General features: G+C 35.9%; 34 protein-coding genes and 1 tRNA gene. 1 reads left to right on the forward strand and 34 read right to left on the reverse strand.

Annotated features, from left to right (window positions below):
- Positions 1-114: 114 nt before the first annotated feature.
- The 34 genes from MCG46_RS17205 to MCG46_RS17365 all read right to left on the reverse strand — a co-directional run bounded on the left by MCG46_RS17205 (position 115) and on the right by MCG46_RS17365 (position 25,333).
- Positions 115-1,212 carry a M23 family metallopeptidase gene (locus MCG46_RS17205; RefSeq protein WP_240281084.1) on the reverse strand — a complete coding sequence of 366 codons (1,098 nt, stop codon included), beginning with the start codon at positions 1,210-1,212 and terminating at the stop codon, positions 115-117.
- Position 1,213: 1 nt separating this feature from the next.
- A complete protein-coding gene (locus tag MCG46_RS17210; RefSeq protein ID WP_240281085.1) occupies positions 1,214-3,052 on the reverse strand; it encodes a VirB4 family type IV secretion system protein in 1,839 nt (612 codons plus the stop codon).
- 85 nt (positions 3,053-3,137) lie between these two features.
- Positions 3,138-3,620: a HEPN domain-containing protein gene (locus MCG46_RS17215; protein WP_240281086.1), complete on the reverse strand. Its 483-nt coding sequence runs from the start codon at positions 3,618-3,620 to the stop codon at positions 3,138-3,140.
- Positions 3,607-3,924: a nucleotidyltransferase family protein gene (locus MCG46_RS17220; RefSeq protein ID WP_240281087.1), complete on the reverse strand. Its 318-nt coding sequence runs from the start codon at positions 3,922-3,924 to the stop codon at positions 3,607-3,609. Before MCG46_RS17220 ends, MCG46_RS17215 begins: the two co-directional genes overlap by 14 nt.
- A gap of 48 nt (positions 3,925-3,972) precedes the next feature.
- Positions 3,973-4,749, reverse strand: coding sequence for a Fic family protein (locus MCG46_RS17225; RefSeq protein WP_240281088.1), 777 nt, complete (start codon positions 4,747-4,749; stop codon positions 3,973-3,975).
- A gap of 51 nt (positions 4,750-4,800) precedes the next feature.
- Positions 4,801-5,517: a hypothetical protein gene (locus MCG46_RS17230; RefSeq protein WP_240281089.1), complete on the reverse strand. Its 717-nt coding sequence runs from the start codon at positions 5,515-5,517 to the stop codon at positions 4,801-4,803.
- Positions 5,486-5,818 carry a hypothetical protein gene (locus tag MCG46_RS17235; protein WP_240281090.1) on the reverse strand — a complete coding sequence of 111 codons (333 nt, stop codon included), beginning with the start codon at positions 5,816-5,818 and terminating at the stop codon, positions 5,486-5,488. Before MCG46_RS17235 ends, MCG46_RS17230 begins: the two co-directional genes overlap by 32 nt.
- On the reverse strand, positions 5,815-7,254 hold the full coding sequence (locus MCG46_RS17240) for a conjugal transfer protein TrbL family protein (protein WP_240281091.1): 1,440 nt from the start codon (positions 7,252-7,254) through the stop codon (positions 5,815-5,817). Before MCG46_RS17240 ends, MCG46_RS17235 begins: the two co-directional genes overlap by 4 nt.
- A gap of 74 nt (positions 7,255-7,328) precedes the next feature.
- Positions 7,329-8,138: a hypothetical protein gene (locus MCG46_RS17245; RefSeq protein WP_240281092.1), complete on the reverse strand. Its 810-nt coding sequence runs from the start codon at positions 8,136-8,138 to the stop codon at positions 7,329-7,331.
- A gap of 187 nt (positions 8,139-8,325) precedes the next feature.
- Positions 8,326-8,595, reverse strand: coding sequence for a hypothetical protein (locus MCG46_RS17250; RefSeq protein ID WP_240281093.1), 270 nt, complete (start codon positions 8,593-8,595; stop codon positions 8,326-8,328).
- A gap of 28 nt (positions 8,596-8,623) precedes the next feature.
- A complete protein-coding gene (locus tag MCG46_RS17255) occupies positions 8,624-8,896 on the reverse strand; it encodes a hypothetical protein (protein ID WP_240281094.1) in 273 nt (90 codons plus the stop codon).
- 56 nt (positions 8,897-8,952) lie between these two features.
- Positions 8,953-9,897: an ArdC family protein gene (locus tag MCG46_RS17260; protein ID WP_240281095.1), complete on the reverse strand. Its 945-nt coding sequence runs from the start codon at positions 9,895-9,897 to the stop codon at positions 8,953-8,955.
- Positions 9,857-9,988 carry a hypothetical protein gene (locus MCG46_RS19525; RefSeq protein ID WP_275890988.1) on the reverse strand — a complete coding sequence of 44 codons (132 nt, stop codon included), beginning with the start codon at positions 9,986-9,988 and terminating at the stop codon, positions 9,857-9,859. The genes MCG46_RS17260 and MCG46_RS19525 overlap by 41 nt, the downstream gene beginning before the upstream one ends.
- A complete protein-coding gene (locus tag MCG46_RS17265) occupies positions 9,985-10,383 on the reverse strand; it encodes a hypothetical protein (RefSeq protein ID WP_240281096.1) in 399 nt (132 codons plus the stop codon). The genes MCG46_RS19525 and MCG46_RS17265 overlap by 4 nt, the downstream gene beginning before the upstream one ends.
- A 4-nt stretch (positions 10,384-10,387) precedes the next feature.
- Positions 10,388-10,726: a hypothetical protein gene (locus MCG46_RS17270; RefSeq protein ID WP_240281097.1), complete on the reverse strand. Its 339-nt coding sequence runs from the start codon at positions 10,724-10,726 to the stop codon at positions 10,388-10,390.
- Positions 10,727-10,729: 3 nt separating this feature from the next.
- Positions 10,730-13,390, reverse strand: a complete 2,661-nt coding sequence (locus tag MCG46_RS17275; RefSeq protein WP_240281098.1) for a hypothetical protein — start codon at positions 13,388-13,390, stop codon at positions 10,730-10,732.
- Entirely contained in the window at positions 13,371-14,207 is an 837-nt protein-coding gene (locus MCG46_RS17280) for a hypothetical protein (protein WP_240281099.1), read from the reverse strand. The genes MCG46_RS17275 and MCG46_RS17280 overlap by 20 nt, the downstream gene beginning before the upstream one ends.
- Before the next feature lie 20 nt (positions 14,208-14,227).
- Positions 14,228-14,572, reverse strand: coding sequence for a hypothetical protein (locus MCG46_RS17285; protein ID WP_240281100.1), 345 nt, complete (start codon positions 14,570-14,572; stop codon positions 14,228-14,230).
- A 5-nt stretch (positions 14,573-14,577) separates the two neighbouring features.
- Entirely contained in the window at positions 14,578-15,327 is a 750-nt protein-coding gene (locus MCG46_RS17290) for a hypothetical protein (RefSeq protein WP_240281101.1), read from the reverse strand.
- 16 nt (positions 15,328-15,343) lie between these two features.
- Entirely contained in the window at positions 15,344-16,204 is an 861-nt protein-coding gene (locus MCG46_RS17295) for a hypothetical protein (protein WP_240281102.1), read from the reverse strand.
- The gene (locus tag MCG46_RS17300; RefSeq protein WP_240281103.1) at positions 16,201-17,220 is read right to left on the reverse strand and encodes an ATPase, T2SS/T4P/T4SS family; all 1,020 of its coding nucleotides are present in this window, start codon (positions 17,218-17,220) and stop codon (positions 16,201-16,203) included. Before MCG46_RS17300 ends, MCG46_RS17295 begins: the two co-directional genes overlap by 4 nt.
- The gene (locus tag MCG46_RS17305; RefSeq protein WP_240281104.1) at positions 17,213-18,010 is read right to left on the reverse strand and encodes an RcpC/CpaB family pilus assembly protein; all 798 of its coding nucleotides are present in this window, start codon (positions 18,008-18,010) and stop codon (positions 17,213-17,215) included. The genes MCG46_RS17300 and MCG46_RS17305 overlap by 8 nt, the downstream gene beginning before the upstream one ends.
- Before the next feature lie 4 nt (positions 18,011-18,014).
- Complete coding sequence (locus MCG46_RS17310; protein WP_240281105.1) at positions 18,015-18,413, reverse strand: DUF5411 family protein; 399 nt, start codon at positions 18,411-18,413, stop codon at positions 18,015-18,017.
- 27 nt (positions 18,414-18,440) lie between these two features.
- Positions 18,441-18,614, reverse strand: a complete 174-nt coding sequence (locus MCG46_RS17315) for a hypothetical protein (RefSeq protein WP_240281106.1) — start codon at positions 18,612-18,614, stop codon at positions 18,441-18,443.
- A 335-nt stretch (positions 18,615-18,949) separates the two neighbouring features.
- The gene (locus tag MCG46_RS17320) at positions 18,950-19,771 is read right to left on the reverse strand and encodes a hypothetical protein (RefSeq protein ID WP_240281107.1); all 822 of its coding nucleotides are present in this window, start codon (positions 19,769-19,771) and stop codon (positions 18,950-18,952) included.
- A 73-nt stretch (positions 19,772-19,844) separates the two neighbouring features.
- The gene (locus MCG46_RS17325) at positions 19,845-20,615 is read right to left on the reverse strand and encodes a ParB/RepB/Spo0J family partition protein (protein ID WP_240281108.1); all 771 of its coding nucleotides are present in this window, start codon (positions 20,613-20,615) and stop codon (positions 19,845-19,847) included.
- Positions 20,616-20,618: 3 nt separating this feature from the next.
- Positions 20,619-21,470: a ParA family protein gene (locus MCG46_RS17330; protein ID WP_240281109.1), complete on the reverse strand. Its 852-nt coding sequence runs from the start codon at positions 21,468-21,470 to the stop codon at positions 20,619-20,621.
- Between the two features lie 235 nt (positions 21,471-21,705).
- The gene (locus MCG46_RS17335; RefSeq protein ID WP_240281110.1) at positions 21,706-22,239 is read right to left on the reverse strand and encodes a hypothetical protein; all 534 of its coding nucleotides are present in this window, start codon (positions 22,237-22,239) and stop codon (positions 21,706-21,708) included.
- 55 nt (positions 22,240-22,294) lie between these two features.
- A complete protein-coding gene (locus tag MCG46_RS17340) occupies positions 22,295-23,326 on the reverse strand; it encodes a hypothetical protein (RefSeq protein WP_240281111.1) in 1,032 nt (343 codons plus the stop codon).
- Positions 23,304-23,552 (reverse strand): hypothetical protein, encoded by a 249-nt coding sequence (locus tag MCG46_RS17345; protein ID WP_240281112.1) that lies wholly within the window; start codon positions 23,550-23,552, stop codon positions 23,304-23,306. Before MCG46_RS17345 ends, MCG46_RS17340 begins: the two co-directional genes overlap by 23 nt.
- Before the next feature lie 348 nt (positions 23,553-23,900).
- Positions 23,901-24,116 carry a helix-turn-helix domain-containing protein gene (locus tag MCG46_RS17350; protein WP_240281113.1) on the reverse strand — a complete coding sequence of 72 codons (216 nt, stop codon included), beginning with the start codon at positions 24,114-24,116 and terminating at the stop codon, positions 23,901-23,903.
- Entirely contained in the window at positions 24,106-24,351 is a 246-nt protein-coding gene (locus tag MCG46_RS17355) for a helix-turn-helix domain-containing protein (protein WP_240281114.1), read from the reverse strand. The genes MCG46_RS17350 and MCG46_RS17355 overlap by 11 nt, the downstream gene beginning before the upstream one ends.
- Before the next feature lie 99 nt (positions 24,352-24,450).
- Positions 24,451-24,526, reverse strand: a tRNA-Lys gene (locus MCG46_RS17360).
- Between the two features lie 249 nt (positions 24,527-24,775).
- Complete coding sequence (locus tag MCG46_RS17365) at positions 24,776-25,333, reverse strand: TetR/AcrR family transcriptional regulator (protein WP_240281115.1); 558 nt, start codon at positions 25,331-25,333, stop codon at positions 24,776-24,778.
- Positions 25,334-25,588: 255 nt separating this feature from the next.
- On the opposite strand from MCG46_RS17365, the gene MCG46_RS17370 reads away from it, so the two are divergent.
- Positions 25,589-26,377 (forward strand): hypothetical protein, encoded by a 789-nt coding sequence (locus tag MCG46_RS17370; RefSeq protein WP_240281116.1) that lies wholly within the window; start codon positions 25,589-25,591, stop codon positions 26,375-26,377.
- Positions 26,378-26,455: the final 78 nt, after the last annotated feature.

The raw sequence follows: 26,455 nt of genomic DNA on the forward strand, positions 1-26,455 counted from the left end.
CTTACCCCTTCACTAGAGAATTGCTTAATACTCTCACATAAATCATTAGTATATAGCATTATTTTTACTATATTTTTTTTAGGCACCAATAATTTTTATGATCTAATTATATCACTAATGATTGATGATTTGTTCAGAAGCATATCCCATAATAATCATAGGATTAAAATATCGTTCAACACCCTCTGAATCAATAACAAAGGTTGCCAGATGTAAATGAGGGCCGGTGGCATAACCAGTTGATCCCATTTTTCCAATTGTTTCTTCCCATTCTATTTCCTGGCCTACTTGAACATTAAAGGAATCCATATGAGTATAACGCACATAAAAAGTAAATCCTCCTAAAGTGGACTGCACAACAACAGGATTGCCTGCAGCTGTACTTCCTATGCTTATAACAACACCATTTGTCACAGCCTTAATTGGAACACCTCTGGCTTTAGCATAATCCGTAGCATTATGATAAGTAATGATTGGATCCTCATCATTTACTCTTAAGGGATTAGTGCGATAGCCAAACCTTGATGTTATTCTGTAACCAGATTCAGTTGGAATATGGAATGGATATACTGACATTTCTTCCCTATATTGCTCGCAGCGATATTGTGTGTCACCATCTTCGATCATTTCACAGTGATTTTTAATTTTAGTATTATAATCCGTATGGTCGTATACCCAATAAACATCTACTTGTTCAGGTATATTTAAATCCGGTCGTCCTGGCGTAATATCAACTTTCTTTTTCCAGATCTGATACCGAAAAAGAGCAGGCAGTGTAATATTCTGAAATGCAGATGATGGAATCTGACCCCTGTATTCATGCCATGTTGGATTAACATTGAACTCTTTGTATATAGTCCCAAGTGTAGTATTAATTTCGTCTTTAAACTCATCCATCAGCTGCCCATCATTATCAAAAACAAGCAGGCATTGAGCTAAATTATCAGCCACAGCCGGTGACATTGTACAGCCATAAATCTCATCATAAGGGATCATGACATGAGTATCCGCCATAGCTTTATCAATAACATATCGAAAGTCATCAAAGTTATTATCGCCTGCTTTATAATCTCCATCCCCCCAACTAAATAGAGTCATCACCCAGACAACAGGAGCTACTAAAGAAGCTAAAATCACAAAAAGCAAAGCTATTCCAGATACCATTATGCCAAATTTAATTACGAACTTGTTAAATAGTTTCTGAAAATCCATATCATGCTCCAAACTCCTGTAGCTCAGCATCAGTACAAAGTACGCTAATCGGGATTCGCCGATCCCCACAAATGAACAATGCTTCACCTTGAGAAAATTCTTGTATAATACCTTGCTCGCTATCATTAAGACGAACTAATTTTGATACTTCGCACACAGAATCTAAGTCCAGGTTCATAATAATCTTATAAACTGAATTATTAAAGATGGCTTTACCATGTGTAAGAACCTTTTCATCAGCAAAGTCCTTAGGTTCCTGCGTCGCTAAGATCATTATATTGTAATACTTGCGGCTGCGCCGGGTAAATTGTGCAATCAACTCAGCCGACTTTCCTTCTAAAATTCCTACATGTGCTTCATCATAAAGAAATGCGGATAAATACCGATCATCCAGGCAAAGTGACCAGGCATATTGATACATAATATGATTTAAAGCTTCTCTAAGATTCTGAGGTTTTTGGTATAGTTGTTTAGTTCCAAAAGAAATAATTTGGTGCTCCGTTTCGTTGATCTGAATAGTTGTATAATTGTCAAAGTACATTTTCCATTCAGTTAAGATTGATTTCATGTCTAATTTCAGCTCGTTAAGGTACTGCAGTTCCAGAGCAGCTGCAGCATCATTTTTAATTTCTCCGATTCGCTCCATCAATACTTCATTCATAGTCGTAAAACGAGGCATATCTGTGGATGTCAGTGATTCAAATGAATCAAATGTTCCATCATCATTCTTCTTAATGCCCACCTTTTCAAATGTTTTGAAGACTAAATCTCCAATGCAGGAAAGCGTTTGTGTTGATGTTTCAGGAAACAAATATTTAATAACCTGTTTTACATCATCAATCACATTAATAATTGCAAGCTCCGTGTCCCACATATCAATCTGTTCTTCTTCCTCGCTTGATATAGGTTTTAAATCGAAGACATTAATGCAAGCGTTACGCGTCCCCCAGTTAACAAAGGTTCCGCCATACTTTCGAGTAAGTGTAATGTTTTTATTTTCTGGATCAATCCAAACCAAACGAACCTTATTTTTAATCAAAAAACGAACAATTAGATTGAGTGTTGTTGTTTTTCCTGATCCAGATTTTCCTAACAGGATCGCATTCCCATTCATTCGCTGTGCAGCTGCAGCTTGTTTCTTGTTATGAATATAGTAATAAGGATCAAAGACGATTGCGCCTGAATTTTGTAGTTCTCGTCCTAATAAAAAGCCTTTTGGATCTTTTAGCGTTTCGAACACGTATGGATACATGCCAGCTAATCCTGTAGACGGTAATGGTACTCCTAAATTATCTGAAATTGTTTTTGGTAATTTAGAGTCTATCCAAAGTGGTGTAAATTCCTTCAAAAGCATTTCTTGCATACCTGTAACCCGCTGAACTTTAAATCCTACTGCAGATAGTCTCAGTTTTAAATCTTTAGCTGAAGCTTTCATTTCCTTGAGATCGTCACTCTGAACAGAAAATACAATAACTACATTATGAGTTGAATCATTATTTTTGATATTCTCTTCAATATAAGTGTTAAGTGATGTTAGTTCATCAGCTATTCGTTTTTGTAGAGATGGATCCTTTGTTTTTTGGTATTCTTGCTCTTTTTCTTGATAATCTTTTTTTAGCAATGCAGCAATATTTGTATCTAGTGGCTCAGTACGCATAAATACCTTTATATTTGGATTACTTACATATTCACAGAGCATTCCTAATCCAAACGATCTAGGCAGCTGCATTACCAATAGGTTTGTAATATACAGATCTCCAATCATATAATAATCAATATTGCTTCGGAAGCTGGTAGGTACTAACTTTGATCGCTTAACTAATTCGATATTATTTTTCATTTTTTCCTCCACAAAAAAACATGGCAAATTGGCCATGTTTACTTTAAATTGATTCTCTTTCTCAGGTTGGGGCAAATTGCCCCGACTACATTCCTAATTCATTGTCATCCAAATCTATTTGATCATTTTCGTCTTTATTCAGTTCATCTGGATGACAATTAATAAATCCATTTGTCTTAAGAAAACTATTTTTAGCATCTATAACAAACACATTTACTTCTTCTAAGGCTCGTTCAATTTTTCTTCTTTCAGTTTGATAATTTAGAACATACCTTGTTTTTGATTCCCACAAAGAAAACATTTCACTGTGTTCATCAATATACTCTGTAATTGGACACGGTACATTATCTTTATGGATTATTCTAATTAACTGATCAATATCGTGTGTTTTAGGATAATTGATACCATTCTCCTCAAGATAATACTTTAATGTCATTTCTACAGCTTGCTGTAAATGATAAGCAACATAATTTAGATAAACATCATCTTCCTCTGCTAATGTATAAATTTTTTTCGCAACTTTTAAATTTTGTTGAGCTTTGTCAAATAACGTTTCATTGGCGCTCATAAACAATCACTCCTTTCTGTTCTATTTCTTTAAGCAATTTTGTGTCAACGCTGAAATTCGTCCAGAGATCATATACAAAATCATAATAATTCTTGATTACTTTTTTTTCTTGATCAAGGACAACGTATAAATCTAAATCACTATCATTATGACACTGTACCGTAACACTCGAACCAAAAACAATAACTTTAATGATATTATTGTCTTGTTTAAAATCTTCTAACATTCTCGCTACTTTTTTTTGCTGTAAAGGATGTATTCTTTCACAATTTTTAAAAGGCTTTTCAACAAATACTTTCCACATTGTTCTTCATCATCCTTTCTGTCAATCCTTGCTAATTACACTTTTGGTTTAAATCTCTAAATCAGGCATATGTCGATGCTCATCTGTCTTTTCAAGTGTTTTTTGCCACGTTTTGATTAATGAAATCTCTATAAAATCCCTCATGATACTAATGTCTTCTTGCTCATCATACGCTTTTAAAGCATCATAATAAGATTTCTTATCTTCTTCATAAATGATTGTTGGAGGCAAATCATTAATCATTAAGTAATAATTTAATAGTGTCCTTCCTGTACGTCCATTGCCATCAGAAAAAGGATGAATATATTCAAAATTACAGTGTAAATAGGCAGCCACAGTCAAATAATTATTACCTGAATATAAATTCACTTCTTCAATCAGATGTTTTAAATCTGATATAACATCTTCTGGGGAAGATCCTACTTCGTTAATACCCACTACGTAATCATGCTTTTTAAATTCCCCCGCTCGCTCCCCATTGATAATATATCGACGTTCATCAATTGTACCTTGGCATAATAGTTTATTTACTTTTTTTATGAATTCGATAGAAATTGGCTCTTTTTTTATTATTTTTTTCAATAAATAATTCGAGCAATTTTTTTGATTTTGAATTTCATACAAGGTTCGCAGATCACCAGTATAATTGATGACTTTACCTTTACCAAAAATTTCACGTGTGTCGTTGAAGGTAATTTTCTCGTTTTCAATTTTACCTGAATTATAAGCAAAAAGCACATTGTAATTTTGAAGTGCGAGTTCCAGCTGCTCATACGAATTAATATTCAGGTTCTGCCAATACTGAATTACTTCATTGATTTCCATATTTACATCCTTTCTCACTATTTGACTGTCACTATTATATCACAAGCGATTTTAAGCAACACTCATATCCACATCCATGAGCCTATATTCTTGACTTTCTTCATCATAATTATAGCGTTGCTGCAAACATTTGAAATCACCTTGTCCAAAATAATAATCATTGATTAATGGATTTTCAAAAAGATATGCCAAGTAATTTTGAAAATCTCTTTTGGTTAATTTTTTCGGTTTAAAGCCGGCTATATTAAATTCAGAATACAAATCCATATACTGATTATCTAAGGATTTTGGATCTGATGAACGTACCATAATAAAGAACTCCAATTCTCGATATGATGCCATAAACTGGTAAGCTTTGTCAAAATCATCTGTTATCATTTTTTTGACTGCTTCATCTGTTTCCTCCCGCTGAGTCCGTAACAATTCAGCCAGATGATCATCTAAATTAACCGGCGTGTAAACAAACCCATACCAGAGTTGACCCCGAATTTTATTGTGTGCTATTCGCAGCCGTTCAATCAATCTGGACTGCTGAATCGGTTCATCAAGGAAAATATTATGCGGTGAAATTTTAATACCCTTGATATTCATCGTCTTGCTGCCTCTTTTAATTTGTATTTGATCATCAAGCACCGCATCAATATCACACCAGTCCAACGTGGTTGCCACTTTCTTTTTAAGTGTCTTCGCAGTTTTTTGCTTCTGTTTTAATTTTGCAGCCTGCTTTTTTTCAAGCTTAGTCATCGGTGGCTGCTTTTTCTTCTTCATATTTGTAGACTCCTTCCCATATGAATTTTTTTTGTGATTTGAAATACACAAAAAGCATCAACGTAAACTCCATTAAGTTGTGGTAAACCTGAAATGGTAGTACAAGCGTTAATGTAACTGTAGCTGGCACGCAAAGCACACCAATAATAAAAGGGTTTTTCCCGTCAAAACCCATTAAGTAAAATAAAATACTAATTACACTAACCGCAGTCCCAATTCCAAAAACAATTAAATCGATCGGTCTAAAACGATTGAAAATAAGTCTGCCTCGCTTAAAATTCTTTGGCGTATAATACGTCATTCGTTATCTTCCCCTTCCCCACCGCGATGTCCATCACCTTTAAGTGAATGATAGGCGTGTGACGCCTGAACAAAACGGCTATCTCTTGTCATCATTGTTCCGCGCGCTGTGCGTATTTGTACCGGTCTTGCTAAACGTTCTGCAGACTTTGCATAAAGCGATTTAGTACATCGTGTCATGCCGCGGTCGGCACCTGAATTACGCACACAGGTGCGATCAATACGATCTAAAACGGATCCTGCTCTTACCATAGGATCAGCGCTTCGACGTATGCTCCCACCTCCTGATCCACTTGCAGCACTACCTGCAGCATAAGAGCCGGCTTCCTCGCTAACTGTGCTCCCTGAATCTCCATCAGATCGCATTGTCCAGCCTTCGGATGATTGATTAAATCCTGCGTTAGATCGTCCCATCGTAGACAGCAGCGACTGACCACCTAAAACACGCCCTGTACCATAAATCCCAGCTGCAGCTGTTGTAGTGGCTGCAGCGCCAACTAAAGATGCTCCTGATGACATAACATGACCCATCATATTTAATGTTTGCATTTGCTGTAAAGCTGTACCAACCCCGATATCAGAACCTAAAATTTGCGCAACACCTGATGGCGCATTCATCACGGCCATCAAAGCACCCAGCAAAAATATAACATGCGCTAATCCCGATATTTGTATCGCGGGAATTAGCGTTAAAGCTAAGAGAACAAGCAACATTTGATAAAAATTTGTAAGTAGATCTCCAAGCACTAATTTACACCATGTACTCCAAGTTCGATCATCCGGATCAACAATCCCACTTAAAGCATAAGGAGAAAGTAATACTTTGAACGCCAGTCCTACTAGTCGTTGAGCAATTTGCAGTCCAATAAAAATCATAATTACGCATCCAGTAGCAGAGCTTGCTAGAAGGAAAACAATTTGCCATGTATCATTAAAGTAATTGTATTTTTTTTCATCTTTTTTATAATCATTGATCTCAATTTGTTTCCAATCCGCAATATCTTTATCACCATCTTGTCGTGCTCCATTGACAATAATCTGTGATGCTTTAGCTCCGTCATTTCCCGTCATGATATCAATATTTTGAATTGCAATTGTACTAACATTAGATAATGCTCCCAATATATTGGGCAATAAACCAATGATGATTGCTACAGCCGCAATACGGGCAATCATCTTAACTGGATCAAAGCGTTCTAAAATGTCATCATCAACTAACGTTCGCAAGAATCGCACGATCATACGTACAGTGATAAAAAAATAGAGCAGCATACATAATGCTCCCCACCATTGCCATATAAAATCAAATTGACTAATATCTATTGTTGCAATGTTTTGTATTGCTTCAAAAATCATGTCAAAAAAACTCAAAAATGCTGTCGTCAGAAACCAAAAAAAAGTTCTGACTAAATCCATAAAAACTTTCATGAAATCCATGTTTGTTTCCTCCATAAACAATAAAACATGGCTAGTTCACGCCATGCTTTATTTCTTTAATAATAAATATTTTATTATTCTTCAAACTTAATTATTTCATCAATCATTGTTGATTTGTAATCAGGATGATTAATTAAGTAATTCACTTTGTATTCTTTGTCGACTTGAACACCTTCAATTAATTCATAAACTACACTTCCATCCATATAGTAGAGAACATACATCACTTCAGCACCTTCTACCGTGGTGACTCTTGTCTTTAGATCCGTTCCTAATTTAACAATTTTATTTTCAGGTAATTCCACCGGAACTTGTTCTTTTTCTAAAGCGATAATAGTTATATTTAATCTTTCTGATCCCGAATCGGAGTATTCATCCAAAGCATACACTTCACAACCTATCGTTGATCCTTCCCTAACGCTGCCATCACACTCAAATCGTAAAGGAGATCCATTCGATAGCATTTTGTAGTTATCGCTATATTCAAAATAAGATTTGATTTCTTCCCACTTCTCATTTTCATGTAGAGGCGCTTTCAGTGTTATTCTGTTATTTTTCCCTAAAAACTTAATTGTTGGCGGTGTTGTATCTTGGAATTGAATTGTTTCTTCCTCTGTGATCGTTTTAGATCCTTTAGTAAGTGTGTAAATAATTTTATAATCTGTATACAATTCGATTTCATCTGGCGTATATTGTTTTTCATTCCCCTCCAAATCTTGAATTACGGCTGTAACTTCAACTCCCTCTGTCTCTGTAGTGACTCTGTTTACAAGATCATCCCCATATTCAACAAGCTTATCTTCTGGCAATACAGCTTCTAGCTTTTTATTTGAACATCCACTTATTAATAATAGCATTAGAATCAAAATCCCTGTTTTTTTCATCTTATGTCTCCTTTTTTGTTTTAATATAACAAATAATATAACCACTTACAAACAGGTAATTATTTAATTTTTATTGATTATCTTAAACATCACTAAATCATTCTACATTATAATCTATGTAATAATTAGCAAAGGAATATAGTTTTCTCACCATATTCCTTCGCTAACAAAATTATTCAATAAGAATTCACGCAATACCGAAGAGCTTAGCGATAACAGGGATACATTCAATTATCACTGCGTACATTACTGTTTTCTTTAATGTTCTTGGCAGTGGTTTCTGTTCTTTTTTATCTTCGTCGGCGATAAACCAAGAGATACCTTGCGCAACACCAATGAGCACTGCGGCAATTGGGACACCCCAAAGCATAAAAGTTAACAATGGAGTTGTATACTGTTGAACTAAAGACATTGCACCACTTGCATCAAAACCAAGCATATAAACTAAATTTTTCATTTTATTTTCTCCTTTATTATTCTTTTGTTTAAAAATCTTTTGAAAAAACGCTGGCGATTTCATCCAGCGTTAAAATTATTTTTTTCCCTTTATCATCAAAACATTTGAATTTCTGGTACTTATCACCATATAAGTACCAAGCGTTGGCTTGATCTCGATCAATCTTCGCTTTCACTACTGGAATCTTAAATTTGTATCCTTCATAGCAACTGTCAAAGGGAAACTTCAATATAAACCACTTTTCATCAACATCATCAATATCTGTGGTTTCCCAAAAAAACAGGATTTTTTGACTACTCATAAAAACTCCTTTCGCCTTATCTTAAACTAAAAATTGATTGGGGCAATTTGCCCCAACTACAGTTCTAAATCGTCCTCATCATATTGAACAGCTGAAATTTCATAACTCTTTGAGATCATATAATCAGCAATGGTATCAGACTCTTTAATGACCTCGAACAAAATACTGTTATCTGATTTGATTGCGTTAATCCAATTTTGCAGATATGCAATATGATTGTCCGTGACCTCTGTTGTAATTGGACAACCAAGCTCTTGAGATACAAAAAAAGAACTGATCTCTGCTCTCAATTCTTCTTTTGCATATTCTGGACTCCCAAAGAAGCCAGACATATCACGATTTAAACGAGTTGGATGTCCAGTCGCATGAGCTAATTCATGCAGCATTGTTGCATCATACATCGCTTGATCCCAAAAACAACTTGATTCAGGCAAGTGGATATCATCCGTCGCTGATCGGTAAAAAGCGCGGGATCCTCCATCAGAGTAGATCCCTACCCCCATATTGTCAGCAATATAAGATATGGACTTTTGCATTTTAATATCGTTATTTCTAGCAGGTGCCTTAAACGGCTCAAGCCCATCTATGCAACTACCATTGAAAACAACAGATGATCGAAATACAAATTGGATATTTTCTCGGTAATTTGCTTGTTGTTCTAATGTTAACGTATTCCACCAGTCAAAATCCAGATCTCTTTTTTTAACTTTGTCATAGACTCGATAATATCCTATTTCTGCCCCTTTTGATCCAGCTTGCAGATGATATCCTTTGTCTTTAAGCTGTTTAAAGGTCATCCAACGTGGGTCTTGATAGCCCTTTTCCCATGCTAAAACAGATAGATACAGATTATTAGAACCTCTGTACTTTTTCTTAGAGATTTCATTGTAGGGAGCAACGACAGCTGTAATCCATGGTTTTTTCCATTCTATTGCGTCTTCCATTCGGGCAACAATAACATCAGCAATCTTTTGGCGATGTTGCATCAAATTCTGAGACATCAATAAATTCCTCCTCTAAGATATCTTCTCCTGGTTCTTCATCGTTAATTTCTAGACCTAGTTCATCAATAATTTGTTCTAACGTCTTCATTTACTATACCTTTCTATTTCATTCTTTAAGTCTAAAACATAAGGACGATTGATACTATGCTGCAAAATTTTGGGATAATTTAAGCTAATCAGATCCTGTCCTATTCTAACTTTTACAACATTATCGGAAAAAGATAGTTCATCGATTTTTAAATCTTGAGCAGCAGAAATTGCGCGCCGTAGATCAGATAAATCAATGCATCCGCAGCATCGATCCATATATAAAATCGTTTCATTGTCATTCCAGATTTGACGATTTTTGAAATGGATTTTAGCGTTTAAAATGCCTGACAGCTTTTCGCTTCCTTCAAGTTCCCAATTTGGATCACCTCTAATTGCATTTTCTAAAAAGAAAAACACGCTGCCAACACTTTGTTGTTTTGCACAAATTGTCATTCAATCACTCCTTACTTTCTTTTGGTTTTTTACAACAGCATTTTTTCCAGCTATCTAATTCCTTTTTTAACCGAGACGCTTTCAACCAAATACTTTCTTTTTTCCATTCGCCTCCTTCATTATGAGCCTTTGATATTTTGATATTTTTATCGTCCTCGAGTTCCGCATAATAAAGGCTATCTTTATTCTCATCTTTAAAAACAACTTCGACAGGTAAGATAAAACTAAAACCTTGATATTTAGAATTATAAGGTAAGATGACAGAGATAAACTCAGCTCCATCTTTAGATGTGAATACACGCATTTGTTTTTGTGTAAATGATATTGTAATTTTCTTTTCCATATACTACTCGCTTTCTATGGTAAATGATTTCATGGGATGATTCGGATCTAAATTGTTAAACCAAGACTCATAAGATTGCCAGATATCTGAATCACCATTAGGAAATGGATTTTTGGGATCTACGAATCGCACTCGATACTGATCATAATAGTTCTCCGTTATTGTATAGTCCGCAATAAAATTCCAACTGAATTCATTGTAGGCTGTCATTCTTCCTCTCACATCATATTGATATGTTTTTAAAACTGATCGTCGATCGGTATACCATTTCTGTCCTGCAGGTATCACTTCCTCATCTGGTAACGTTAATATCTTATTGTAGATATTGCCAGATCGCTTAGCAGCATACATCTGTGGCAGCTGATAAGCTTTTGCGTCTGTGTTGTATTGCAAAGGCACTTCATATTCTGTACCCTTTTCATATTCATATTTAACCGGTTCTGCCCCATGGATATAATCTGCAGCTGCAGATCCGCTGTTATAGTTTGCTCCTGCAACACACGCCCAGTTTTCCACTCGTTCGCAATTATTTTGATACTGCACCTGTACAGCTGTCGGAATACCTTCTCCTGCGAAAAATTCTGTTTTTTCTTGCACTAGTTTTAATTTTAAAACTTCTTCAATATTTTTTTGTGGTTCCCCATTTGCTACAATGCTACATGTTGTCGCTATAAAGTCCAATGTATCACCAGAGGTTGACTTTTCAGCCATCGTTTTCTTGAATACAGTGAGATCTAATGTGTCATTATCTTTATCCATATTTGCATCAGCAGACACTTGAATGCGGATCTGTAAACTATCCGCTGCGCTGCTGTAAGGATAAGTATATGTATAGCTTTTATTTGTTAAAGTCACTGAATCTGTTTTCTTTAAAGTTCCGTTTTCGTAAACTTTTATCGTTGCTGGTGTGTTCATCTGGCAGTTATTGCAAGTGATATTAGCATAAACATTATTCTGTATGTTAGGAGAATAGCTAAAGCCATATAAGTTCCCGATTCCAACATCGCCTTTGTCGACGGTATAGGCCTCAGAATAAATCGTGTTTACATTGCCAACCTTATCCTCAATGTCCACTCTTAGCACAAATTGTCCGGAGATTCCAAAAGTAACAGTTTCTGAAACAGTTGTATACCAGTTCGAAGGTAAACTATAAGTTTGTCCTCCATCCGTACTCACAGAATATTTCCAGCGTTGTACTCCAGAATGATCATCACCTGGTGTTATCTTGACTTTTAAATCATCGTAATAAACTCCTGTTGGTTGTGGATCAAATGATGCATAAGGTTTGTCTCGGTCAATCAGAAATTCCTTCGACCAGGCATCTCCTGTTTGTCCTAATTTGTCATAGACGACAGCTTTAATTTTCCATCGTCCTGTTTGCTCAAAAGTAAATTTTTCAATTTCTTCAGAGGATGTTTTTAGGAAAATTTCTACTCCATTATCTACATTGTATAAATAATAATCAACCTTACTTACATAACGATCATCCGGATGTACAGTATTGTTATACCTCTGCAGAAATGTATCCCATGTATTTAGCCTAGCGTTGGATGTATGTCCGTTATATTTATAGCAATGACCTGTAGACCCTGTTGTATCCTGACACCATCCACGGTCTGTGGAATCCGCCACCCAGTCGCCGGTATTGCTTGTAGACCAATACATGGGTACTGCAATATATCTTATACCAGTTGTGTCACCTGTATTAATATAGGGATAGGCTGTTCCGCCAGCGCCACGAGATAAAAACTGAGATCCATCCCAATCCCATCCTGTAATTTGTGTTGCATAACCACCCATATAAACATTAAACCGGTTATCTGGTGCTTGCCAAGCGTTCCAACTCCATTCCTTGTGGAAGTCATAGTTAAGCCATTCTCGTGTGATAAAGCTCGGATCATAATTAATAACCGTTGTTACAGCCGGCGAATAAGTCGTATAAGCGCTTCTTTGCCAGCCATTTGTGCCATCCGGTGAATAAACGCCTGATTGAGTGCAAATCGTTTCCGTGCGGGTCTCTGTACCTTCTATATACGATGTTGTCCATGATACATGCTCATAAATTTGATAGGTGTCAACTTGAAAATAGTTTAAGATGTATGTACTTCCAACATTTTGATTATCAAAGATAATCATGATATTGGATACATCGGTATTTGCAGGGATTGTAACCGTATGGCGGCCGGATGATGATGTATTCTGCAGCACAGTCCCACGAAATTCTAAGTTTCCTCCGCCGACATCCGCAGCATAACCATTTAAAAGTACTGTTTTTTGTACTGGATTACCATTTTTATCAAAAGCGTCTATATCATAAGTAAATTGCTGAATGCGCAAATTACTAAAACTCGCTTGGAATAGATAAGGATCTTTATCAGTTGTTTGTCTGGTTACGGAATAAGGCTGCTGACCAAGTAAAGCATCTGCCCCTTTTCGTACTGGCCAAGCCCAAGTGCCAAGAGCATTCACAACACTACTTTTATCATGGCTGTTTACAATGGCTTCTTGACCATCTGACCATGGTATATCATAAAAGTTATAATAGGTTACCCAATCTTTTTTGCTGTAGTAGGTAACTGTAATGCAGCCGGCCTGAATAATATCTGCAGATAATAAAAAAGTGATCAATAAGATCACCAAAGCTTTAATCAGATTTTTTACCAAAAGACCACCTTCTTTTTATTTTTGGATCCGGCATTGTTATTCCCAAAAGTTTTAAAATTGTTTGCACTTCATTTTTATAGGAAAATTCATTGAAATATGGAACTACAGCACTAAACTGTTGTTCTATATCCAATTCTATTTTTTCAATTTCTGATTTTGTGAAAATTGATTTATTCAAGATAAGTTTTTTGCCGATGAGATCTTCCTTTCGATGATATTTTTGCCATTTATTTATTTGGATAGGATTATGAGCATAGATAACAAAAGTTTCGTCTGCTTGTTCAAATTGTATATTATCCAATAAAATAAATTCCGCAGATTTATGATCTAGCAAGAAGTCCTTAATTCTCGACTTCGATACGCTAAAGCAATACTCGTTGTTAAAAGATACAAGATCTTTATTGTTTAATTCAACAGCTACTGTTTCATGCCTTAATTCATTCAAAAGCTTTGTCAAATAATATATCAATGTTGTAACTCCGCAACGATCGGTTAATCCCACAAAAGAGATAATTCGAGTTACCTGTAATTCTCCATTGCCTACATAGACTACTCTCTCAATCGAGTCCGGATTATCTCTTTGAAATAACAGTTTTTCTTTTATATGTTCCATTTCATCTGCCGGAATGTTTGATAAAGCATAAATGCTTACATCCAGGCCAGCTTCCAGTCCTAGTCGTATTTGTTCCATTTGTGTCCAGGTAAAATGAGCGTTAGCATAAACGTCAACATTCACTTTATTTTTTTTCCCTAATTCAATCTGATAAAGCTGTTCACCATTAAGTCCCATATCTTTATATTTTTTTAATGGATCCATTCATTTCCCTCCTCGTCATATTAATATAAACATCGTTTTGTCGATTTGGATGAAGTTAAAGGGATATCAACGTTTAGTATTGGTAAATGTAATGAGGTTATTACTTTTACTTGATAGCTTTTATAATCACCTATAGCTTGAGGATTGATCTGAATTGTTGCTTTTGTCATATCCTGATCCAGCTGGTTGATTAAAGTTTGTGCATCATCTGTCAGACCTTCATGCACTTCAATGATGTCTGTAACAAAAGCAGATGCATCTGATATAGGTTTATAATAAACAGAGTACCCAAGCATACCAAACAAAATAAGTACAAACATACAAAACAGATAGATTATGCCATATCCTTCTATAGCTTTACTCATTACACTCACACCCCAATCTTAAAGAAATCCATTGCTGTAAAGAGTAGCAATATCAAAGCACCCATGGATCCAAATAATGCGTACGAAAAAAGGTTGTGCTTATCTAAAACATCCTCGGCTTGTATCTGTTTCTGCTTATTTAGTTTTTGATTTGCTAAATTGCAGAAAGACATCATCACGTCTTCCCTATTTTTGCTGGATATTGTTAACGTAAACAAAGTACGCATTACAGAGTTAATATCTGGAACTTGCTTAAATTTATATGCAAAATTAAGATATGGTGCTAAAGTGGATCCGCTGTTATGTATTTCCTCCACTAAAATCTTTAAATCTGTTTGAAATAGTTCCGGGGCGTCTGGGATGACTTTCTGCAGCGTAATCGGAACTGAGTTTAATTGGATTAAACTCGCAATCTTGTCTAAAAGAAAAGGAAATTCTTTAATAGCTATGGCTAATTTACGTTTATATTTATTTAGCAAAATTTTATATTGCAGATAATAAGCTGCTAAAAAAAAGAGAATACAAGTGTATTCATTGGACACGCCCAACAAAAGAGTGAGCATAGCAACAATCAAAGACCATAATATTCGATCCTTAAATTTCTTTTCCCAACTAACGCTATAAACTTTTTCGATCAGAAATTTATAATCTTTTTCAATCAGTACTTCGCGTATATCTTCCTTTGACCATTTTTCAGGATCATAAAACCAGATATACCACAATAAGATTAACCCTATGATTAATACAATTAACACTACTCATTTCCTCCTTTCATTTGAAAGTGTTCTTTAACGTTGACCAGTGCTCATAAAATAAAACAAGTACAACATGGAATATGTAAAATAAAAAGTAATAAAACTTTACCTTAGTTACATTTGCTCCCATATCCACAGTAAACATCGCATGAACCATATATGAAACAAATATGGATAAGACTACAATCATGTAGAACCCTTTACGTTTCGCTTCTCGCCCGATCTGATAATTTGATAAGGTAACCTGATACATTTCTATCGCGCTGTATGTTAAGTCATATTGTTTCAAATTGTAAACACCATCTAGTGACTTTGAAATTAATAGATTGTCCAGCTTTTTTATTTCTTCTTGCGGATATTTTTTCTCAAAATGCTTTAAAGCCAGACGTAGATCTGCATTTTCATAAATATCTTTTAACAACAATTTCAGATCGCCGGCAAGTGGCTCTTCTGCAATTTCAGCACAGTCTTTCAAAAGACTAACGACTTGACGATTTTCTTTTAGGAAAAGGATGGCATATTGAATGTACGAAATAATTTGCTCCTGCAGATGATCATTATAGACTCTTACACTATTAAGGAAAATGAAGTAAGGCAACATAAATAAAATGCATACTGTAATAATCAATGAATATACCATGCTATCTAGGCTGCTGTAACAAAGCGCAAAGGAAAGGAATCCAACTATTAAGGCTTGTTGGCTATATTTTTGCAAGCTGTAAGTTGTGCCATATTTACTGTAATCTAATCCCCAATAACTATATCTTCTAAGTTTAGCTACTATTTTAAAATCCTTCCAATTCAGAATCGGAAGAACCCACATTGCAAATAAAATCAAAACTGTTGCAAGTAAAACAAAAGGAAACAGCAATCTCATAAAAAGATTCCTCTTTCCTTCATTTTATACGAAATTTTTGGGCAAGATTTATTAAGGTTATTTGAGCCTTTACTCCATATTAAATGATCTGATGGGATTAAATTTGAATAATCATATTCTGTGATATTTGATATAAAACGTTTTATTCCTTGCTGTGTTTCAATTTTCCTAACTGAGACAACAACATCAATTAATGAATGAATACGATTTGACAATGAATCATAGTCACTTGTGGGCAGTTTTAGCATCTGCAAAATTCTGGACACTACACCGATGGATTCATCAGTGTGCATCGTGGTCATAACATGGCATCCGTTACTCATGCCATCCAATAGATCTTCAACCTCTCTGCCTCGCGCTTCCTGCAGAAACAACCATTGCAAATTTTGTCTTAGACACTTAGCGATAATTTCTGAATATGTCATATCTTCCCTAACCCTCACTTCAAGGATATTTTTTTCGGGATAGAGCAGAGGTAGCTGAAACTCCATACTATCCTCAACGGTTATGATTCGTTCCTGACCCGGCACAGAACCGGCTAGCCACTTAACAAGCTGTGTCTTTCCACTACCCGTTTCCCCAATCACTAAAATGTTGCAACCTGCTTGTACATATTTTTTTAATCGTTCTAAAACTGATGCTTCAGCATACCCGCTTGTTTTCATGTAGTTTTCTGACAGAATGTTTTCTTTTGTTACCTTTCGTAAAGTGAGAGCTGTGCCTGCAGGCGAGACATAAGAATGGAAAGCAGAAATACGAATAATATAATCATCAACATCGATCTCCCCTTCTAAAAAAGGGGAACTAGGATTAAACTCTTTTTCCATCTTATTTGCTACTTGTACAGCTATTTTTGTAATTTCTTCATTGCTTAGCAATAAATTAGCACGATAAGTACCTTTAGTATTTGAGGTAGCTGTTATAACTCCATTTAAGCATGTAATATCTCGTATATCATCATTGTCCATTAATTCTTTTAGTTGACCCAGATCCACATATTCAAAGATGTTACTCATGGTTTTCCTCCGCCGGCATTCGCAGCTGCAGATCGATTGTGCGTTGATAAATAGCATCCTTCATCCTTGCCCTATCGTAAAAGGTGTTACCTGTAATCCCGTGCATAGATTCGAAACTAATTACCGGAAACACATCTCCAAAATGTTTGGCTCTTCCTACAAGATCAGCATCCTCGTAGGACAACGCAACAACAATTGTAGCAGCATCCCCAACACCCAATTGTCCCATTTTGATACCAGCCTCATCATAGACAGCTAAAACTCTTGCAGCTTCAACAAGCTCACCATAAACGATTTTTTCCTTTTGATCTTCAGAATTAGGTTCAATTCCCGTTCCTGAAAAATACAAATCAATCTGATGACCCGGTAGGATGGAATTCGCATAGGAACTTTGTATGTCTGTATTTACGGTAATTGCTATTTCTCCCGCTTTCAAATCATATAAGCTAACATCTTTCATTTCTTCTGAAGGTTTAATCAGAGCTTTATAAAACAACGATTTTTCAGCCAAAGAATCGTATGAATTAACTACCTTCCCAATAATATCTTGAGGCTCCGTATAAATATTCTCAATAACAGCTGCAGCTGGCAACTCCATATATGTAATATCACTTTCATTTATTATTTGACCTGCAGACATATATTTATTTGTTACTGGTACTGATATTAACTGTTTTGCATGTGTAACTGCTGATTGATAGCTTAAATAAAAAGCTATTGCAATACCAGCAATCAACACCATAGATACGATTGCTTTATGCTTTTTAACAAACAGCTTAATTTTAAACATAGATTCATCCTTCCTTATCGTCAATAATAATAATATTTGTATAATCAACTATAAGATCAGTATCCAGCATTAAATAGGTACTGTATCCTCTTACTCTTACCGCAATGCCTGGTGGTTCTTCAGATACACCTAAAATATCAATTTGATATTTTAGGTTGATATCCTTATTTTCTTGGAAATTTGACAACCATAAATCTAATGCCTGGCTTTGATCTATAGATAATTTACCACTTGAAAATAGATCTCCGAGATTTACTGCCTCTGTAATTGAGGATATCTGAGTGGTGCGCGTTGTACTATGTACATCATCGTCCGCTGTTATCTTGTTGTTAAAATCAATAGCAGTAAAGATCAGTATCAAGGATAATAACACCAATCCATAGTAAGCAATCGCACCACTCATTTTAATCATCCTCTCATTAATCTAACATTAACCTAAGAACCAAACTTTTAATAAAATTCTGCTGCCTAACAATTTATTGAAATTTTCCAAAATACCATCGGTCAATTGCTTCATAAAATCCTGTTTTGCAAACAGGATAAATAAACCAAAGATTGCAATAACCACGATGATTAAGCCATATTCTTCAAAAAACGCCTTCATCAGTCCACCTCCTTTCTACTGGCAATTTTTTCTAGTTAAGGAATTTTCATACACATACAACCACTCCTTTCTGAACAAAAAAAAGAGCAACACCAGGGATGTGCAGCTCTGCAAATCGGATGGATGAGGGAGGGGATATCCCTTGATCTTCCGATGATAATATTTTAGCACGGTTTTTAGCCAAATTATTCCCGCCCACGCGTGCAAGGTATTAGCTTTTGTGCAAGTAAAGTCATTTTACCCTTTTATAAAAGCATTTGTAATGATTTAAGATTTATGTACCAAGCAAAAAGTTATATAAAAATATTTTTATAACCGTATTTCTTGAAAATTTGTCACCTAGTAGATTGACGAAATCCAAGTATCACTTTATCGATTTGTTCCTTCGTAAATTTGTTTTTATCCCGCCATTTTTGCAAAGTTGCGGGAGTAATATTTAATATGTCAGCAACCTTTAACGGATGAGTATCTAAAATAGCTTTAAAAATTTCTTTACGATCTTCTTCCTGTTCTAACTCCATACGATGTATTCTATTTGTCAGAACTTTATAGCGCTTTTTTTGTTCATAAAATAACGCCGACAGTCGGCAAACATCTGCCCCATCTAAAAATCGATTTTCCAGTCCATAATCGAGTATTTCATCAATTTCCTTCATAATTTGTTCTCCATCTATTTTATCCCACTCTATATCATAATAATCTAACGCCCAAGAGTGCTGCATTATCAATTCTGCACGTTGTAACAAAATATAAACTTTCCTAGAACTTGATATGGATAAATCCTTTTGAATTTGAGATATGGATGTTGGCAAGATATATTTCTTTACAAAAATTTTTCTAGCGAGTGAGTCTGAAATTTGATTAATCTTCCCTATCCAGTATACTAAGAATTTTCTCTCTATATATTCTCTTTCCATTACGTCGAATACCTTATCTCTATTATTATTATATTTTGCAGGTATACGAATTATAGAATGACTATAGTTGATGGTATCTAAATAATAATTGTGAGTAACGTAAAAATTAAATCTTAAGGTCGCTCCTGCAAGATAGAAAGATCCCAACATATCAGCATATTGCATCATCAACTTGATCATTTCAATCATCTTTTCTTTTGGTGTCCAGATAGCATGATGGATTATATCTAATTGCCTCATAACTCCCCCTAACATGGTTATTTGGCCATGTTTTATTTTAATTAAATCTGTTTGGGGCAAATTGCCCCAAACATCATTGTATAATCTGCTCGCACATACCTATGAGTTCGTTAATTTTAATTTTAACAATAACAGTTTCATCATCGCTAAACTTTTCAAAATCTAAATTTGATAGCTCATCAATTGTTTTATTGAGCTTCTTCAATATTTTTTCTGCGGTGTTTTTTTCTTTTTTTTGAGGATCCTCTTCTGCTGTTTCCGGGGCAAATTGCCCCAATTCATTTTCTTTATTTAGCTTAGTTAGAAAATCTTTCACGCTACCATCGCTATATCCTAATAAAGCTGTGATCCATTCTCGCTCTCTCCCTTTAGGTTTGCATCCCCTGTCACATAACTTTTGATAGCACTCATGAGCTTGAGTCATCATGGCTTCTCTCTGTTCCTTTGACCAGGATCGGTGTGAATTGGAACGCATAAGATCAATCTCTTCCATAAGTTCATCTTCTGCTGTCTGCTCCACGAATACAGGCACTTTATCTAACAGCACTTTACCCATAAAACTAACTTCTTTCCCTTCTTCAAAAAGTTGCTTTAGGGCAGTCCAACGCCTTTCGCCAGTATGAATCATATAACTGTTGTTTTTCTTATACACAACCAGAGGTTGCTTTAGTCCACCTTCTAAAATATTCTCCTTCAATTCCTCAATCGCTGTAATCGGTGCAGTATTCAGTGGATTTCTTTTTATCCGATCAATGTCCACAAAGATCAGTTTCCCCAGGTTGACCTGTTCTTGTGTTACTGGATTCAACATGTCTACTAATACATCTGTCAATAACTGACCCATACATTAACCTCCAATATAATTATCCAGTTCTTCTACCAGATTTCGATAATCCTCACTAACCCCGGATTTTCCATCAATCGTAAAGTCTTTTTTAAAACCAGCTGACAGAACTCCTTTAGCTTGATTGCGAATCACTGTTTTAAAAACCTTTTTCCCTAAAATTCGACTAAAACTTTTAATGATCTGATCGCATTCTTTTAGCCAGCCATGAGATGTTTTTTGAACCATTGTGAACAAAACTACATAATCTATATCTAAGCCGTAACCCTCGCATATCTTATGAATAAGCTGCACGGTTAAAGCCCATCCTGATAATCCTCCTTCATCAATTTTCAGAGGAATTAATATCTTACTGGTTGTTGCACAAATGGCATTGATGGTCAACAAATTCAGTGCTGGCGCGCAATCAATCAAAACTAGATCGTAATCATTTTTAACTTCCCGAAGCATCATGCTGATTCGATTGTGCTGAGGCATTGTCGCATCGCTTCTGATCTTGATCTCAGAATTGCTCAGATTCAATGTACTTGGTATAATATCCAAGTTTTCAATATCGGTATGAATTATCGCTTCTTTGATTTTTTTCGGTTGCAAATAGAGATCGCTTAATTCTACTTCATAATTAATGTGATTTAGGATTGCGTGAATTAATTCGTTTTCTGAAACAACCGCACTTAAATCAATCTTAGAAATCGAAGATGTAGTAGGAGATAAGGCCTTTGTTATATCCCCCTGTGGATCGTTTCCTATGACAAGTACCCGCTTTCCTTTTTCAGCATTTCCCTTTGCTAAGTTTCTTGTCGTTTCAGATTTCCCTGTGCCCCCCTTAAAATTCACAATTGTAATGACTTCCATAAATTTTTCTCCTTTTCTGCGGGGCAAAATGCCCCATTTTTTCTTGTTCAAATTTAAATGTTATAGCAATTCATTCAATAAGATAAAATTCAGATTTGATAATAACGAGTTGACTCCGATCCACACGATATCTTTGTGTCGTTAAGGAATAGAATTCTTCTTCAGTTTTGCAGAAGCACAGTTGAATACAATTCTGATTGACGAATCTCCAAGTTATTAACAGTTCAACCATAATCTAAAGCCTCAGTTCTTCTTCATCATACAGTTCATTAGCTTTTACCACTGCAGCATAGCCTAGTATGTAATCCTGTTTTTTTATTCTGTCCTTAACCATGAGCTTCAACAGATCTTTTAAATGGCATTTCCCAAAATTCTCTTGATGCTGTATATCATCCAAGGTTAAAGTGATTATAAATGCATCTTTTGGCAAAAATTTTAACCTACACCAGCTTAAACGCTCATTCAAATTATCATAGTTTTCAAAATAAGCATAAACCTCTCGCTGACTTACATTAAATTTTGTTGAATAATAATCCGCGCCAATTCTAAAAAATGCGTGTTTAATGGTTAGCAGTCTCTGCTTGATTTGCAACTCTTGGGCATAAATATCAATTAGCTTTGAAAGATAATCTACTTTTTGTCCAAATTCAAAATGACTATAATCAACAAACATTGTTTCTTGGCCTGTATACCCCAATTCTTTTAAATATTTTTCCTGTGATACCAATAACCGATCGATATTCTCATGCAAATTCTCTAATTCTTGCATAGTCTTTCTTCTCCCTTTCACTTTAAATTATCAGACACTTCATATTTTATTTTTCCTAGACTAAACCCGTAGAAAATTTTTCAGGGAATTTTTCTAGAATTTCGTTTTGAAATATCTGCTTTAGATATTCGATGTTTGCATCTGCTAAATCGGCTCTTCCATTAAGGAAAAACACCTCATCTTTATAATGAAATTTATTATGTTTAAAACGGGAACGATAGTGATTGTATATCTCCTCTAAAGCGACGTGATTTTTTGATTTTAGAGATTCCCCTGGACTTCCACCATTCCGATAAACTTCATAATTATCAGGATACAAAGGCTCATAAAGAAGATTTAATATATTTTCAATATAGGTCATCAGATGATTCTGGTGGATATACACTCTCTTCAAATATCTTGCCATTTCAAAATGTAACTTTTTCCGCGCCATAAGAAAAGTACCCTGGGCAATGGTTTTCATCTTTTGTAAGGCAAGAATCCAAAAGTCTTCAAAACGTTTTTTGAAATCTTCCAGATCTTTATAACAGAAGATTCTTGATTTAGTTATCGAGAAACCGGCTGAAATGTAATCCTTTACTTCGCCTTTCTTACGAATTAATCTAGCTCCTGGCGTCTGCTTAGTGCATAATTGACCGTTAGCATTTTGCCATACGTCTCGCTTATAATGTAAAGCTCTATACGGCAGCCATTCCCGATCGGTAAAGTACACATGCAAATATCTTGCTATGCCAATTACCTCTTCCCAGGCAAAATATAATAATTTCTCCTCACCGATCACCGCTTCAGCAAAAGTTTTGATGATTTTTTGCTTCTTGGATTTTGACCAGTTACCATGTGGTAACAGACCAATAATATGTGATCCGTACCGTGTTTTTCGTCCAGAGTCAGGTTTATAATGACGTTCTTTCTTACTTTCAACTATTCTGAGTTCCGCAAATAGTCCATCTAGGCTTAGGGGACTATTGGTTGCTAGCACATCATATTGGGCAATCCGCAGCTGGATCTGATCTAAATCATAAACAGGTTGCTGCTTAAAAAAACACGGAAATCTTCCAGTTTCATCACAAAACGTTCTCATACTCACCTTTTCCCTCTTCATCCCAACCAATCACGTATCCAAAGGCATCAAGTTTATCCGCTTCTGCAAAAATGGCATCACGATCTAAAAAGGACTGATTAATTGCAGCCAAACATTGATCAGCTAATTTTGAGTCGCCTTTAGAAATTGCAGATTCAGCCAGTTTAATCCATTGGTACCGGTCCTTACATCCCTGTTCGTACAGTCGCTTAAGTTCTTCTTTATTAGGCATTTCAAGCCCTCCTTTACCATATATATAAATACACAATTACGGTTCCCGTATTTGTTTTGGCTTCTTCCTTCATATTCAATTGAGTTTTATAGATATTTCTAGTTGATCTAAAATCAAATATTTGTTAAAATCTATAGTACAAAGGCTAGGCAGTGCGCGCTGGCGGGCGATGAGGGTGATGAGGGTTGATCTCTGATCTCCGATCTCCGAGGGTACACTCCTCCCTGTGAAATGAGCTATAAAATTTTTAAACAGTTGGCGCTATTTAAAAATTTCGCTCAAGCTTTTAAAAATGAATTTCTAAGTAACTTGAAGAGTGGGGAGCCTCCCACTTTTTCTTTTTTCAAACTATAATAAATCTTTTAGATCAATTTGCAGGGCGTCAGCCAGCTTAATTAAGGTAGATATAGTCGGCAATACCTCACCTTTTAAAACTCTTCCCACTGTACTTTCTGCAACACCAGAAACGGCTGCTAATTTATAATTTGAATAACTTTTCTTGCCTTTCTCTTGATTTATTCGAGTAATGAGTGATTGTTGAATCTTTGGCATCTTATTTACCATAAGTTTGATTCCCCTCACATCCCTTTAGTAATTTTTTTACATCACACTGCAGAACGTCAGCTATCATCAACAAAGTGTTTACTGTTACATAATATTCAGCATTCTCAATCTTTCTAACTCTTACTGAACATGTTGATTTATAGCCCAAGGCTTGTCCTAATGCGTATCGTGACATTTTTTTTGATTCACGTGCCTCTTGTATGTTTTTACCGAGTATTATCAGTCTTTCATCCATAAACTCACCTCCTAACTCCAAACAAACTGATTTTGTATAGTTTGCAAAAATGCAAAAAAGGCCGACTACTTAAATGTAATCGACCTCATTGCTTATAAATGGTGTCCTCTTAGGGACTCGAACCCTAGACCCACTGATTAAGAGTCAGTTGCTCTACCAACTGAGCTAAGAAGACATATATATCAACAGCAAGATTTTAGCAAAATCATCTTATCACACCTTGCGGCGGAATGCAATGTTTTGTTGAAAACCACACAATTTTCAGGGGCTTTCTCTTGCCGTGCTTTGATATTATATTCCAGCGTTCTGAGAAATGCAAGCTTTTTTTAAAATATTTAACACCGAATTCCAGGCCGCAACTTGCAAATGGAATTTCAAGAAAATCAGAACTGTCCTGTTGAATTTTAGTTTTCTTTTTCCCAGCTCATTTCCTGCAGGCACGTTTTATCATATCATCCAATAACTCCCCCACCTGCATTGCCGTTTCATCGACATTTCCGTCTAATTGACCAAGCACACAAGACTCAAGCACCCCTAAAACCGCCATGGCCATAAACTTACGCAATACCTTTGTGTTTTTTTCCTGAGAAACACCGATTAATTTGATATCTATCTGTTCCATCATGAAATTCATTAACCGACTGCGAAAAGCGGTTGTGTTATCCGCTGTAAATAAGGCTGTAAAAAAAGCTTTGCGTTCATCAAAATACCGAAACCAAAGAACCGTTCCTTCTGCCAATCCCAGATCTTTCTTTTTTTCGCAAAGAACTTCAAGCTCACCGATCATTTCCTCCGTAATTTCTTTCAACAGATCATATTTATCATCATAATGCAGATAAAACGTTTTTCGGCTGATATCCGCTTTTTCAGCAAGCTCCTTCACCGTCATCGCCTCAAAACCGACGCTCAGCAGACACTCATGAAAAGCAGCTTTAATTGCCTTTTCTGATCGAAGACAACGGCGATCTTTCTGATTCTGCATGCTCTCCCCCTTTTTACACACTGTTAACAAAATGAGTATTACTACATTCTTTTAGAAATTTGGTCATTGAACCGACACCGAACATGCGGTAACTTAAATATACACGAGAGTATTAATTCACACAAGCCTTCACAGAATAAATTCTGCTTTCTGCTTGGAAATGAGGAAAACAGTTTGATGTAGTCCATTTTCTGTGTTTTTGAAAAACTGATGACTTTTGCGAATGGAATTATACTCCCGACAGGAGGTACTGAAATGTCAAGAACTGCCGAAGAATTGATGACTCATCATATCGAATCCATGATGAACATGAAGAAGGATTCCAATCTGGACGATGCCTTATCCGATTACTCAGAAGATTTAATTGCCATTACCCGTTTGGATGGCCGCGTGCGTACAATGGGACATGATACGTTAACCAGCGTCATGCGCAGCTCTTTGTCTTTTGCGATGAAGCTGGGCATGGATATCGAACACGCGGTTGAGAAGCTGAATTTCCTTTACCGTCAGAGTACCGATCATTACATCACTTTAATTGCTTCGCTTCCGCCTTTCTCTTCCTTTGCTTCCTTTACCTATATGGTCGAAAACGGAAAAGCTATCTACGTTACCGGTTACGCCAAAACACCCATCAGTATGCCTTCCCTTGGCGTGAAAGCTCATCCTTTTCCTCACAATTCTGAAGTGATGAACATCACGGAAAAGCATCTGGAAAAACTGAAGAATAAAGATATCGAAGGGCTGATCGATGACTATGCCAAAGACGCCGTGATTCTGACGAACTGCTGCGCCCATCCGCTCCAGGGTGAAAGTGACATTCAACGATATTGTCAGAGTCTGACGAGTAAGTCTGCGGCTGAAATTGACGCTTTGACCTCATCGGATTCAAAAATAACCGTCAAGGAAGCGGTTGCCGAGCTAAGCTGCATTGGCTTTCAGAACAAAGTGATGAAGCAATGCGGCGTACTGACACAGCGCATTCGCGACGGAAAAATCATTTTTGAGTCTTTGACCTTTCAGCAGCCCTCAATCAAAATAGAATAAAGTGAAATGCGGCTCCCAGGCAAAACGTCTGGCCGCCTTTTTTGTTGAATAAAAAAAGCCTGCGCAAGAACAGGCAAA

Source organism: Holdemania massiliensis (assembly GCF_022440805.1).
GTDB classification, from domain to species: domain Bacteria; phylum Bacillota_I; class Bacilli_A; order Erysipelotrichales; family Erysipelotrichaceae; genus Holdemania; species Holdemania massiliensis_A.